Below are 12,096 nucleotides of genomic sequence, written 5' to 3' on the forward strand. Positions count from 1 at the left end.
TATTGGATTTATATCTTTTTAATAATCTGGAACAGGTAAGGAGAATAACCGAAGAATGGTTAACGATTTATAACACCGAAAGACCACATGAGGCATTAAATAACATGACACCAATTGAGTATAAAACATTAAAACAAGCAGCATGATTTTCTACGTGAGTTGTGTACTAAGTTTGGGATATTTACAGTATCGCTTACGCTCTACCTGCCCTAGGGCGGAAATACAGGCTTACCAAGTTCCATTATTATCACACAAATAATTAAGATGCTGTCTGTTCGCCGATAGTGTTATGATGACGTATCCCCAATCTAAAAAGAGATATTCAACTATGTACCTTTTGGTTAGAGCTTGTCAGTAGCTTAAGCTCTTCAACTATCACGACGTTTATCAACAGTTCACTTACTTTTATCTTTTTATTTAGCCTAGCCCCTCATGGCATGCTATTTGCCATTACTTAATGTTACCTCACGGTACGCATTAAACTTGCTATTTTCAAGGGGGTACATTGTCAGGAAGCTCCGCACCAGATCGTTACCAGTCTCGCACTTTCACCTAATTTATAAGCAATTGTGCTTCAACAATGATAATAACAGCTTATGCACTTATAACTTCACAATAGGTCAATTCTAGCTTAAACTATACGCTGATAGGTTCTTTCGTTTCCTTGGTCGATTCAATAAATTCTTATCGAACTCCTTGGAATCTTCCAGAATATCAGATATGATTAATTGAATTGTCCAAAGAATTGTTCTTTAAAGTATGAGAGTTGTCTCCCATGGACTTTAATATATTCTTTACCGAGTACAGGTTATACAATATCCTTTCAGACATGTATAACGCCCTACTCGGATATTGTGAGGGTGGCTAATTAAAGTTGTTCACCTTAATTAACCCAACTAACTTTTTTATTAAAAATCAAATAGTTAGGTGCAATAAGTGCGCTCTTGTCGCACTTAGATTTTAGTTGTGAATGTACGAGCAATAACGTCGCGTTGTTGTTCAGCAGTTAGTGAGTTAAAACGTACTGCATATCCAGAAACACGAATGGTTAATTGTGGGTATTTTTCTGGATGTTGAACAGCGTCTTCTAAAGTTTCACGACGAAGAACGTTAACGTTTAAATGTTGACCACCTTCAACTTTAATAGTTGGTGCAACGTCTAATGGTACTTCACGATATTCGAATTGACCAAGTTCTGCAGTTGGGATAATTTGGTCTTCTTTATAAATTGATTTAGCTGCAACACAACGAGCTTCTTTAGTTGTGTCATCTAATAACCAAAAAGAGTTAAGAAGTGCAGCGTTGTTTGCTTTAGTAATTTGGATACCTGTAATCATTTTAAATCCTCCTAACGGGCTTTATTGCCCTAAAATAACTAAGGTTAATATAGCACTTTAAAAATTTGATTAAAGTCAAAAAAAGCTATTGATTCGATAAGTAATACCTTTAGTTTTAATTTTTGCTTTTGTTGGGTTATTATGTCTTAAGCTGAATTAGCTTTTGCTAAGCAATATAGGCATTATCAATAAGTGGTATAAAATATGACGACAAATTTAACTTGGCATGATGTTATCGGGGGTGAAAAAGAAAAGCCCTATTTTCAACAAATAATGCAATTTGTGGCTTCAGAGCGAGCCAATGGCAAAGTTATTTATCCTCCTCAGCATAATGTTTTTAATGCGTTTCGGTTTACGCCATTTGATAATATTAAAGTGGTTATTATTGGTCAGGATCCGTATCATGGCCCTAATCAGGCTCATGGTTTATCTTTTTCTGTGTTACCGGGTGTTAAGCCACCACCATCGTTATTGAATATTTATAAAGAGCTATCAACAGATATTGATAGTTTTGAGATGCCTTCTCATGGTTATTTAGCTTCTTGGGCAACTCAAGGTGTGTTGTTGTTAAATAATGTACTAACGGTTGAAGCAGGGCAAGCGCATTCTCATGCTAAAATTGGTTGGGAAACCTTTACCGATCATGTTATTGCGACAATTGATCAGTATCTTGAAGGCGTTGTTTTTTTGTTGTGGGGATCACCTGCACAAAAAAAAGGGCAATTTATTAATCGGCAAAAACATCATGTTTTGACCTCTGTGCATCCGTCACCGTTGTCTGCACATCGTGGCTTTTTTGGTTGTAAACACTTTTCTAAAGCAAATGATATTATTGTGCAACAAGGCAAAACACCCATTGATTGGCAACCAAAACTACCGGAAGATCATAAATGAGTGGGAATAAAAAACGTCGAACAAGTTTGCAAGAGATCGCCAATTTAATTGGGATTAGTAAAATGACGGTAAGTCGTTTTTTGCGTGATCCCAATTTGGTCTCTAAACATCTTCAATTACAAATTTCAGCTGCGATTGATGAGCTTGGTTATATTCCTAATAAAGCACCTGATATGCTGTCTAATGCAAAAAGTAATGCCATCGGGGTTGTATTTCCTTCTTTAACCAATCAGGTTTTTGCCGATATTCTAAAAGGTATTGAAATGGTGACTGATGCTAGAGGGTATCAAACCATGATTACTCATACTGGATACAGTGCAGAAAAAGAAGAGTCCCGTTTGCGTTCATTACTTTCGTATAATATTGATGGTTTGATTTTAACCGAAAGAACACATACTCCCGCAACATTAAAGATGATCGAAATGGCTGGCGTGCCAGTGGTTGAGATTATGGATAGTGTTTCGCCTTGTATTGATATGGCGGTTGGGTTTGATAACTTTACTGCTACTAGAAATATGATCCATCGCATGATAGCTAAAGGGCGGCGTAATATTGTTTATTTTAGTGCAAGGCAAGATCAGCGTAGTATTATTCGTCAAAAAGGTTATGAAAAGGCTATGGAAGAGGCCGGACTAACGCCAAGAACGTTAGCGACTAAGGAAGCATCATCTTATAAGTTAGGGGCTAGATTTTTACAGCAAATTTTAATCGAGTTCCCTTGTGTTGATGGTATTTTTAGTACTAATGATGACTTGGCTTTAGGTGTATTACTTGAGTGCCAACGAATGGGAATTGAAGTTCCAAAACAAATAGCGATTGTTGGTTTTCATGGACATCAAATTGGTCAATTTATGAATCCGAAATTAGCTTCTATACAAACACCAAGAGTTGAAATGGGGAAAATTGCCGCAGAACTGTTATTAAAACGAATTAATGGTGAAAAAGTAGAGCAAAAAGTGATTGATTTGCCTGTTGAGTATTTAGATGGAGAAAGTATTTAAAAGGTAGGAGATAATGTTGATAATGATTTAACCTTACCACGTTTAGTGATAAGGTTATTAGTAAATTATAACCCTTTAGGGTTTTCACCGTATTGGTTACTGCCAGGTGTTGAATCAAGGCATGCAAAAACAAATAAAACAATTGAACCAATCAATGGAATAATAACAATTAATAGCCACCAACCAGATTTATCTATATCATGTAAACGTCGTACTAAAACAGCCAAACCTGGAATAAATAATGCTACCGAAGCGACAAAAGTAATAATATTTGCTACTGGCATTAAAGAGGTACTAATTGAAACAAGGATCATGTTGACAATAATCAAAGCAAGATTTAAAAGAAAATTAAAAAGAAAAAACATCCAATATTCTTGACGACGCGCTCGCCCATTAAAATTTGCATAATTTTGTGTAATACAACTAATAAACCAATTCATCCTTATATATATCCTTTTTTGATAAGTTTTGTAAAATAATTTAGGTTTGTTATTTTAATGAAAAAAAATCGAAAATAAAACTGATTTTTATCATTGAATTAAATATTTTTTATTTTTTATCAAAATTTAATTGCCATTGACTTGTTGATTTCCAGTTTTTATAAAGTGGATATCTATTTTTAAAATTACCGCTCAGTGGTTATTTATACCAACTAATGCCATAAAATTGGCTTAATGTGTGAACAAGATATTAGTACCAAAAGAGTTTTGCGATCTTGATATAGTGTAGTTGGTTGTTTGCTAACGATAAAGTAACAGTAGGTCTACCAAAAAATAACGGTAGTTTGGTGACTAGGCTAATTAACAAACTACATCCCTTTAGGGTTTTCGCCATATTGGTTAGAGCCCGGAGTTGAATCGGTACACATAAGTTTTAATAGCGTATAAGGTGTTGCAGTCCAAAAGTACCGACCCAGTTTATCAACATCATGCAAACGGCGTACTGTAACTGCGAAATGAGGAACAAATAAAGTCAACACCAAGCTCAAAGTTAAAACGAGGTTATTTTTCATCATATTATCAATAATTATCATCAAAATAATTAGAACAATATAGATCGAAGAGAATATCCAATATTCTTTACGGCAAGCGCGCCCATTAAAATTTGCATAATTTATTGTAATACAATCAATAAACCAATTCATTCCCTATCCCTTTTTATTTAATAACTGACAACGATTCTAATGAAAATAAAACGAAAATTAAACTGATTTTTATTGTTGATATTTTTACTAATATTTACACTGTCGATAAACCTGTTGATTTCATGTTTTCATAAAGTGGGTATCTATGCTAGAATTACCGCTCAGTGGTTATTTATACCAACTAACAGATTATAGAAAATAACACTGAGGTTCCCCCCATGAAAATAGTTGAAGTTAAACATCCCCTCGTTCGTCATAAAATTGGTTTAATGCGTGAACAAGATATTAGCACTAAAGACTTCCGCGATCTTGCCAGTGAAGTTGGCAGTTTATTAACGTATGAAGCCACAGCGGATCTTCCTACCGAAAAAGTAACCATAAATGGTTGGTGTGGACCTGTTGAAGTTGAGCAAATTAAAGGTAAAAAAATTACGGTTGTGCCTATTTTGCGTGCGGGTTTAGGTATGATGGATGGTGTGCTTGAGCATATTCCAAGTGCGCGTATTAGTGTTGTGGGTTTTTATCGTAACGAAGAAACGCTTGAACCAGTTCCTTATTTCCAAAAACTAACCTCGGATATTGAAGAGCGAATGGCTTTAGTTGTTGATCCAATGTTAGCAACAGGTGGGTCAATGGTGGCAACCATTGATTTGCTTAAAAAAGCAGGTTGTAAAAATATTAAAGTATTAGTGTTAGTGGCAGCGCCAGAAGGTATCAAGGTATTAGAAAAAGCGCACCCTGACGTTGAACTTTATACCGCATCGATTGATGAGAGGCTGAACGAAAAAGGTTATATATTGCCAGGACTTGGCGATGCTGGGGACAAAATTTTCGGCACAAAATAAAATCTCAATTTTTAGACCGGTTTATCCGGTTTTTTTATGCTTGTAAATCAAGCAAGTTAGATAACAAACTTAGTTAAGTAAGAGAGGCGAGATGTGAACAACATCACAACAAATAAAACAAAAAATATAACATCACAGCATAAGCATTCATGGCAAGATATTTTTACCGGCGCACAGATGTTATTTGTCGCCTTTGGGGCTTTGGTATTAGTTCCTCTTTTAACAGGATTAAACCCAAATGTCGCTCTTTTTACTGCTGGTGTTGGTACGTTGTTATTTCAACTGACAACTAAAGGGAAAGTTCCTGTATTTTTAGCGTCATCATTTGCTTTTATTGCCCCTATCTCATTTGGTGTTGCTCAATGGGGCGTTCCTGCCACTTTAGGCGGTTTAGTGGCTGCGGGTTTTGTTTTTATGTTTTTTGCTTTTTTAGTAAAAATCAATGGTAGCCATATTATTGACCGTATATTACCACCAGTTGTAACTGGTCCAATTATTATGGTTATTGGTTTATCACTTGCACCTGTTGCGGTAGGAATGGCAATGGGTAAAGATATTAAGGTGCCAGTCGAAAATTATCAATTAATTATAATATCCATGAGTTCATTATTAACGACTTTAATTGTGGCAATTTGGGCAAAAGGGTTTTTAAAATTATTACCTATTATTGCGGGTATTGTAGTTGGATATACGCTCTCTTGTGTGTTTGGTATTGTCAATTTCCAGCCAGTTATTGACGCACCATGGTTTAAAGTACCCGATTTCACGTTTCCTGAGTTTCATTGGCAAGCAATTTTATATATGATTCCAATTGTTATTGCACCAACCATTGAGCATGTAGGTGATATTATGGCGATTGGTTCGGTAACGGGTAAAGATTATACTCGTGATCCCGGTTTGCAACGCACATTATTAGGTGATGGATTTGCAACTTCGGTTGCCGGCCTTTTTGGTGGACCACCTTGTATTACTTATGCTGAAGTAATTGGCGCTGTAACCTTAACCCGAAATTTTAAAACTCGCGTAATGACATGGGCAGCGGTTTGGGCTATTTTAATGTCTTTTGTTGGTAAGATTGGTGCATTTTTAAGTTCAATTCCAACGGTGGTTATGGGCGGTATTATGGTGTTGCTATTTGGCTCTATTGCATCAGTAGGTATTAATATTTTAATCAAACATAAAGTCGATCTGTCTGTATCACGTAATATGTGTATTGTTTCACTAGTTTTGGTGTTTGGTATTGGTGGTATGATTTTTGACTTTGGATCATATGCATTACAAGGTATAAGCTTGTGTGGAATTTTAGCCATTGTATTAAACCTGATCTTACCTCATCAAGAAAAGTCGACTAATACTCATTAAATTCCTTATATATCGTTGGTTATTTTTATAGCCAACGATATTGATAATATCACTGTATTAACCTGTCACTTTTTGGCTTTTCCATTTGTTTAGGGTAAGTCAGTTTTATGTATTTTTAATTGAATGGTAGTTATGCCTGTTTTAACAAATAACTGCTGTAAATTAATAATAAATCACGAAACGGTACAGACTCCTGAATATTTTTTACAAGAACATGATCTAAAAAATAATTAGTTGTTTGTTAAAACAATTTCAGGAAAGTATGTGTTTGAGTATAAAAACACACTTATCAAAAAATAAGTGTGTTTTTAGTGATAAGCGGTTTTATTTGATTGGACGCATGGTTGGGAATAAAATAACGTCACGAATCGTGTGACTATTAGTAAATAGCATCACAGTACGGTCAATACCGATCCCAAGCCCTGCCGTTGGCGGTAAGCCGTGTTCAAGTGCGGTGATGTAATCTTCATCATAGAACATCGCTTCATCATCTCCGGCATCTTTTTGTGATACCTGATCGGCAAAGCGTTGAGCTTGATCTTCGGCATCGTTAAGTTCTGAGAATCCATTGCCAATTTCACGACCACCAATAAAGAACTCGAATCGGTCTGTTACAAATGGGTTTTCGTCGTTACGGCGAGCAAGCGGTGATACTTCTGCTGGGTATTCGGTAATAAAAGTTGGTTGAATTAAGTTTGATTCAGCCACTTCTTCAAAAATTTCAGTCACAACACGACCAAGTCCCCAACCTTTTTCAATTTTAATGCCAATTGACTGTGCAATAGCACAAGCTTTATCAAAATCATCTAAGTCTGCATTATTGGTTTCTGGACGGTAATGGCAAATAGCCTCACGCATGGTCATTTTGACAAAAGGTTTACCAAAATCAAAAGTATGATCGCCATATTGCACAACCGCATCGCCTGTTACTGCAATTGCTAAACGACGGAATAATGCTTCTGTTAATACGATCAGATCTTTGTAATCAGCATAAGCCATGTACATTTCCATCATGGTAAATTCTGGGTTATGCCTTGGCGATACACCTTCGTTACGGAAGTTACGGTTGATCTCAAATACTCGCTCAAAACCACCTACGACTAAACGTTTTAAGTAAAGTTCAGGTGCAATACGCATATACATGTCTAAATCAAGCGCATTGTGATGTGTAATAAATGGTTTAGCTGATGCACCACCCGGAATTACCTGCATCATTGGCGTTTCAACTTCCATAAAGTGGTTTTCAATCATAAAGTTACGAATTTCGCTGACTACTTTTGAACGTGCTTTAAACGTTTCTCTTGATTCTTGATTGGTGATAAGATCTAAGTAACGTTGACGATAACGCATCTCTTGATCAGCAAGTCCATGAAACTTATCTGGTAATGGGCGAAGTGCTTTGGTCAGTAAACGAATTTCTTCACAGTGAATAGAAAGCTCACCTGTTTTAGTTTTAAATAGGTAACCTTTAGCACCAACAATGTCCCCTAAATCCCACTTTTTAAATTGTTCATTATAAAAACCTTCTGGTAAATCATCACGGGTAACGTAAAGTTGGATTTGCCCAGCAACATCTTGTAAAGAAACAAACGAGGCTTTACCCATAATACGACGCATCATCATACGTCCTGCCACCGTTACGGTAATTTTCTGTTCAATAAGCTCTTCGTTGGTTTTATCGCCATATTGTTGATGAAGATCGTTTGAAATCGCATCACGGCGAAAATCATTAGGAAATGCAATACCTTGTTCACGAAGCTGTGCGAGCTTTTCACGACGTACTTTTAGTTCGTTATTTAACTCTTCAATTTGGTTTTGTTGATCTTGCTGCTGTGTTGACATAGTTTTACCTTTTATTTATAACCAAGCGGTTTATAAACCTGCTTTTAAGCTTTCTTCAATAAATTGATCTAAATCGCCATCTAATACGGCTTGCGTATTACGGGTTTCGACGCCTGTGCGTAAATCTTTAATGCGTGAATCATCAAGCACATAAGATCGAATTTGACTTCCCCAACCAATGTCAGACTTGTTTTCTTCCATTTGCTGTTTTTCGGCATTCTTTTTTTGCATTTCAAGCTCATACAGTTTTGCTTTTAACTGTTTCATGGCTTGATCTTTATTGCTGTGTTGTGATCGGTTATTTTGGCACTGTGTTACAATGCCTGTTGGAACATGGGTAATACGTACTGCAGACTCGGTTTTATTAACATGTTGACCACCAGCTCCCGATGCTCGGTAAACATCAATACGAAGATCGGCTGGATTAATATCAATATCAATATCGTCATCAATTTCAGGATACACAAACACTGAAGCAAACGAAGTATGACGTCGATTACCCGAATCAAATGGACTTTTTCGTACTAAACGATGAACCCCTGTCTCGGTGCGTAACCAACCATAAGCATAATCACCCGATACTTTAATTGTTGCTGATTTGATGCCAGCAACATCGCCATCTGAAACTTCCATTACTTCGGTTGTAAAGCCTTTTGATTCAGCCCAACGTAAATACATTCTAAGTAACATTTCAGCCCAATCTTGCGCTTCTGTGCCCCCAGAACCTGATTGAATATCCAAATAACAATCTGCACTGTCGTAATTGCCTGAAAACATTCGTCGAAACTCAAGCCCTGCTAATTTTTTTTCTAATTGTTCAAGTTCGAACAGGGTTTCGTCAAAGGTGTCTTGATCTTCGGCTTCGATAGCCAGTTCAAGCAAGCCTTCTACATCATCAAGACCTTGATTTAACGAGTTGATCGTGTTGATGATTTCGTCAAGTGCAACGCGTTCTTTACCTAATGCTTGTGCTTTTTCAGGATCGGCCCAAACTTCGGCTTGTTCTAGTTCGGCATTAACTTCTTCTAGCCGTTCTTTTTTGACATCATAGTCAAAGATACCCCCGAATCACAGCAGTGCGCTCGGTAAGTTCAGCTATTTTGGTTTTTACTGGATTAACTTCAAACATATTTTTATTTGGATTTTATTGGCTTTGATTTTTTTAAGAATCGCTCATTGTAGCGGATTTAGGCATGATTTAGCAATGACCAATTTTAGGTCTGTAAGGTTAACTTATTGATAAATTAAAAAATAAAAATGACGCATAATACGTCATTTTTAATAAAAATTTATTTTTATAATAATTATTATTTAGCTTGAGCATAAAGTTCGGCAACTTTATCCCAGTTGACTACATTCCAAAAGGCACCGATGTAATCAACACGGCGATTTTGATATTTTAAGTAATAAGCGTGTTCCCAAACATCAAGCGTTAAAATTGGCGTACCAGAAACACCCGCAAATTTTTCGCCCATAATTGGAGAATCTTGATTAGCAGTAGATACAACAGCAAGTTTGCCATTTTGTAGTACTAACCAAGCCCAACCTGAACCAAAGCGAGTGGCTGCCGCTGCTGCAAATTTTTCTTTAAACGCATCAACCGAACCAAAATCCTTTTCGATTGCTGCTTTAAGTTCACCTTTAAGCTCGGTACCAACTTTTAACAGTTCCCAGAATAAGGTGTGGTTAACATGTCCACCCACATTATTTTTGATAGCGGTTAATTTGTCAGCGGGGACTTTATCTAAATTTTTTAATAATTCGCTTGGGCATAATTCTTTTAGTTCAGCAGACAATGATTCAATCGCCGCATTCGCATTATTCACATAAGTTTGATGATGCTTGTCATGATGAAGATGCATGGTTTCTGAATCGATATAAGGTTCTAATGCATCATAAGCATAAGGTAGGGGCGGTAAAGTATAAGCCATGGTATTGTTCCTTTCTGGTATTATTAACTGCTTTATTTCAGCAGTATACGGGCTATTGAAATTACTAACAATCTATTAGATAGATAGCTAATGACTATCTATTTTATTAACTTTCATTATTTTTTAAATAGGGTACATACATCATAATGGCGTGATTTTCACTAATTAACTTTTCTTCAACATGATTGTCAATTAAATGTGTTTTACGTTGCCATATTTTATTATGTCTGGTGTACCCTCCCCACCATTGTTGTTCAATGCGGTGATCGGTCTCAAAAACTTGATAAGTATAAGATAAAGGCGTATCAGCAAGTAATTCGCCATGTAAATATTCATCATCAAGCCAAAGATTAAGTCGATAAGTGGTATTGGTTTTGTTTAGTAATTGTAAATCCACATAGTTATACGATAAAGTTGCACCACAGGCGAACGGAATGGTACGATTAACATCAGGAAAAACATCAAAGCTATGTCGCCAACGCTCAACTATAGTCAAATCAGAATGTAATACAATCCAATAAATTAAGTTACCTAATTGGCACAAACCGCCGCCAATATCTTTACCAATTTGTCCATTATGCAGCGATAATCCTTCTAGAAATCCTCGACGTTTTGATGGGCGTCCTACTTTGTGCCAGATCGAAAACCGTTGATTCGGTTTTATGATTGAGCCATTGAGTTTTTCAATCGCTAAACGAAGATTTGTGACTTTGTTGTACTGTAAATACATATCAACGTCTTTTAATTGGCGTAACAAAACAGACCGGTGTTTTTTATGTGAATAACGGCATGTATTGTCATTAATATCAACCACACTATAGGATTTGCGCTGTCGCCACCAATCAAGTTTGCGTTTTAATATAAAGTACTCTTTGCCTAATTTTAGTCTTAAATTGCTGCGTTTTTCTGGTTTTTCAACAGCACTATTTTGCATAATATTTAATTTCCTTATCTGTAAATATCTAAAGTTTTATTTATTTAATGATGCTTGATAGTGTTGGCTTAGCTTATTAAGAAATTTGTAAAGTGTTTGATTCATTTCAGTGTAATCATGAGAACGAAGCTTATCTGGTGTATCAACAAAGCGATATTTTTCAGCTTGGCTAAGCTCTTTTTGTGAATGAGCAATAAGCGCTTCAACGATATTTGGGGTAAATTCCAAATGGCATTGAAAGCCATAGACAAGTTTATCATAAGCAATGATTTGACGAGGACACCCTTCACTATAAGCGATGATTTGGGCGTTATTGGTTAAACCTGGCATATCATTGTGCCAATGTCCTACCGCTAAGGTATGATCAAAGTCAGCAAATAGAGGATGTTCTTTGCCGATTTGCGTTAATGTAATCGGGAATTTACCAATTTCTTTTTCGGGACTTTGAGTATGACTTGCACCTAATGCCTCACCAATTAATTGTGCCCCTAAACACACTCCAATAACCATTTTACCGGCATTGATTGCCGATAAAATAACGGTTTGTTCTGCCTGTGAATCAAAATAAGCACACTCTTGTTTGGTTGTTGATGGAGATTGAGGACCACCCATGATAATTAGTAAATCAATACCATTAACGCTTTTCGGCAGTGATTCGCCAAGATAAACACGAGAGTAAGTTATTGTGTGATGATGATTTATTGCCCATTGCTCATAAGCCCCCGGTGCTTCAAAATCTTCATGAATAATAAAATGGATATGCATTGGTAAATTCTCCCGTTCTATCAATATGATGATTGGATAAA

Annotated in this window: 13 protein-coding genes; 5 read left to right on the forward strand and 8 right to left on the reverse strand. The window is 36.3% G+C overall.

Features of this window, described 5'->3' with window-relative positions; all coding sequences use genetic code 11:
• Nucleotides 1–146: integrase core domain-containing protein (locus GQ594_RS09560; protein WP_160412641.1), on the forward strand; the 146-nt coding region annotated here is incomplete at its 5' end.
• Between the two features lie 807 nt (nt 147–953).
• Here GQ594_RS09560 and grcA read toward each other — a convergent pair.
• Complete coding sequence (gene grcA, locus GQ594_RS09565) at nt 954–1,337, reverse strand: autonomous glycyl radical cofactor GrcA (RefSeq protein WP_160412644.1); 384 nt, start codon at nt 1,335–1,337, stop codon at nt 954–956.
• Between the two features lie 204 nt (nt 1,338–1,541).
• On the opposite strand from grcA, the gene ung reads away from it, so the two are divergent.
• Together ung and gntR are read left to right on the forward strand one after the other, a co-directional pair.
• Nucleotides 1,542–2,231, forward strand: a complete 690-nt coding sequence (gene ung / locus GQ594_RS09570) for a uracil-DNA glycosylase (protein WP_160412647.1) — start codon at nt 1,542–1,544, stop codon at nt 2,229–2,231.
• Nucleotides 2,228–3,232 carry a gluconate operon transcriptional repressor GntR gene (gene gntR / locus GQ594_RS09575; RefSeq protein ID WP_160412650.1) on the forward strand — a complete coding sequence of 335 codons (1,005 nt, stop codon included), beginning with the start codon at nt 2,228–2,230 and terminating at the stop codon, nt 3,230–3,232. Before ung ends, gntR begins: the two co-directional genes overlap by 4 nt.
• Before the next feature lie 65 nt (nt 3,233–3,297).
• On the opposite strand, the gene GQ594_RS09580 is transcribed toward gntR, so the two are convergent.
• Both GQ594_RS09580 and GQ594_RS09585 read right to left on the reverse strand, forming a co-directional pair.
• Nucleotides 3,298–3,672 carry a DUF805 domain-containing protein gene (locus tag GQ594_RS09580; protein ID WP_160412653.1) on the reverse strand — a complete coding sequence of 125 codons (375 nt, stop codon included), beginning with the start codon at nt 3,670–3,672 and terminating at the stop codon, nt 3,298–3,300.
• Nucleotides 3,673–4,040: 368 nt separating this feature from the next.
• Nucleotides 4,041–4,376, reverse strand: a complete 336-nt coding sequence (locus GQ594_RS09585) for a DUF805 domain-containing protein (RefSeq protein ID WP_160412656.1) — start codon at nt 4,374–4,376, stop codon at nt 4,041–4,043.
• 218 nt (nt 4,377–4,594) lie between these two features.
• On the opposite strand from GQ594_RS09585, the gene upp reads away from it, so the two are divergent.
• Both upp and GQ594_RS09595 read left to right on the forward strand, forming a co-directional pair.
• Nucleotides 4,595–5,221: a uracil phosphoribosyltransferase gene (gene upp, locus GQ594_RS09590; protein WP_160412659.1), complete on the forward strand. Its 627-nt coding sequence runs from the start codon at nt 4,595–4,597 to the stop codon at nt 5,219–5,221.
• Between the two features lie 102 nt (nt 5,222–5,323).
• Nucleotides 5,324–6,583 (forward strand): uracil-xanthine permease family protein, encoded by a 1,260-nt coding sequence (locus GQ594_RS09595; RefSeq protein ID WP_442903535.1) that lies wholly within the window; start codon nt 5,324–5,326, stop codon nt 6,581–6,583.
• Between the two features lie 324 nt (nt 6,584–6,907).
• On the opposite strand, the gene lysS is transcribed toward GQ594_RS09595, so the two are convergent.
• The 5 genes from lysS to GQ594_RS09620 form a co-directional block, all read right to left on the reverse strand.
• A complete protein-coding gene (gene lysS / locus GQ594_RS09600; RefSeq protein WP_160401130.1) occupies nt 6,908–8,425 on the reverse strand; it encodes a lysine--tRNA ligase in 1,518 nt (505 codons plus the stop codon).
• A gap of 30 nt (nt 8,426–8,455) precedes the next feature.
• Nucleotides 8,456–9,554 (reverse strand): peptide chain release factor 2 gene (gene prfB, locus GQ594_RS09605; protein ID WP_160401129.1). Its coding sequence is split into 2 segments (ribosomal slippage): nt 8,456–9,478 and nt 9,480–9,554, totalling 1,098 coding nucleotides; the frame shifts between segments, so codons are not numbered across the junction.
• A 178-nt stretch (nt 9,555–9,732) separates the two neighbouring features.
• Entirely contained in the window at nt 9,733–10,356 is a 624-nt protein-coding gene (locus GQ594_RS09610) for a Fe-Mn family superoxide dismutase (protein ID WP_160401128.1), read from the reverse strand.
• A gap of 106 nt (nt 10,357–10,462) precedes the next feature.
• Nucleotides 10,463–11,290 carry a VanW family protein gene (locus tag GQ594_RS09615; RefSeq protein WP_160412662.1) on the reverse strand — a complete coding sequence of 276 codons (828 nt, stop codon included), beginning with the start codon at nt 11,288–11,290 and terminating at the stop codon, nt 10,463–10,465.
• A 36-nt stretch (nt 11,291–11,326) separates the two neighbouring features.
• Nucleotides 11,327–12,055, reverse strand: a complete 729-nt coding sequence (locus GQ594_RS09620) for a type 1 glutamine amidotransferase (protein WP_160401126.1) — start codon at nt 12,053–12,055, stop codon at nt 11,327–11,329.
• Between the last annotated feature and the right edge of the window lie 41 nt (nt 12,056–12,096).

Source organism: Gilliamella sp. Pra-s52, from assembly GCF_009795805.1.
GTDB lineage: Bacteria > Pseudomonadota > Gammaproteobacteria > Enterobacterales > Orbaceae > Gilliamella.

Excerpts from the sequence above, each read along its gene's own strand:
- lysS (WP_160401130.1), bottom strand. The coding sequence starts at position 8,425 with ATGTCAACACAGCAGCAAGATCAACAAAACCAAATTGAAGAGTTAAAT.
- upp (WP_160412659.1), top strand. The coding sequence starts at position 4,595 with ATGAAAATAGTTGAAGTTAAACATCCCCTCGTTCGTCATAAAATTGGT.
- GQ594_RS09620 (WP_160401126.1), bottom strand. The coding sequence starts at position 12,055 with ATGCATATCCATTTTATTATTCATGAAGATTTTGAAGCACCGGGGGCT.
- GQ594_RS09610 (WP_160401128.1), bottom strand. The coding sequence starts at position 10,356 with ATGGCTTATACTTTACCGCCCCTACCTTATGCTTATGATGCATTAGAA.
- GQ594_RS09615 (WP_160412662.1), bottom strand. The coding sequence starts at position 11,290 with ATGCAAAATAGTGCTGTTGAAAAACCAGAAAAACGCAGCAATTTAAGA.
- grcA (WP_160412644.1), bottom strand. The coding sequence starts at position 1,337 with ATGATTACAGGTATCCAAATTACTAAAGCAAACAACGCTGCACTTCTT.
- ung (WP_160412647.1), top strand. The coding sequence starts at position 1,542 with ATGACGACAAATTTAACTTGGCATGATGTTATCGGGGGTGAAAAAGAA.
- gntR (WP_160412650.1), top strand. The coding sequence starts at position 2,228 with ATGAGTGGGAATAAAAAACGTCGAACAAGTTTGCAAGAGATCGCCAAT.
- GQ594_RS09580 (WP_160412653.1), bottom strand. The coding sequence starts at position 3,672 with ATGAATTGGTTTATTAGTTGTATTACACAAAATTATGCAAATTTTAAT.
- GQ594_RS09585 (WP_160412656.1), bottom strand. The coding sequence starts at position 4,376 with ATGAATTGGTTTATTGATTGTATTACAATAAATTATGCAAATTTTAAT.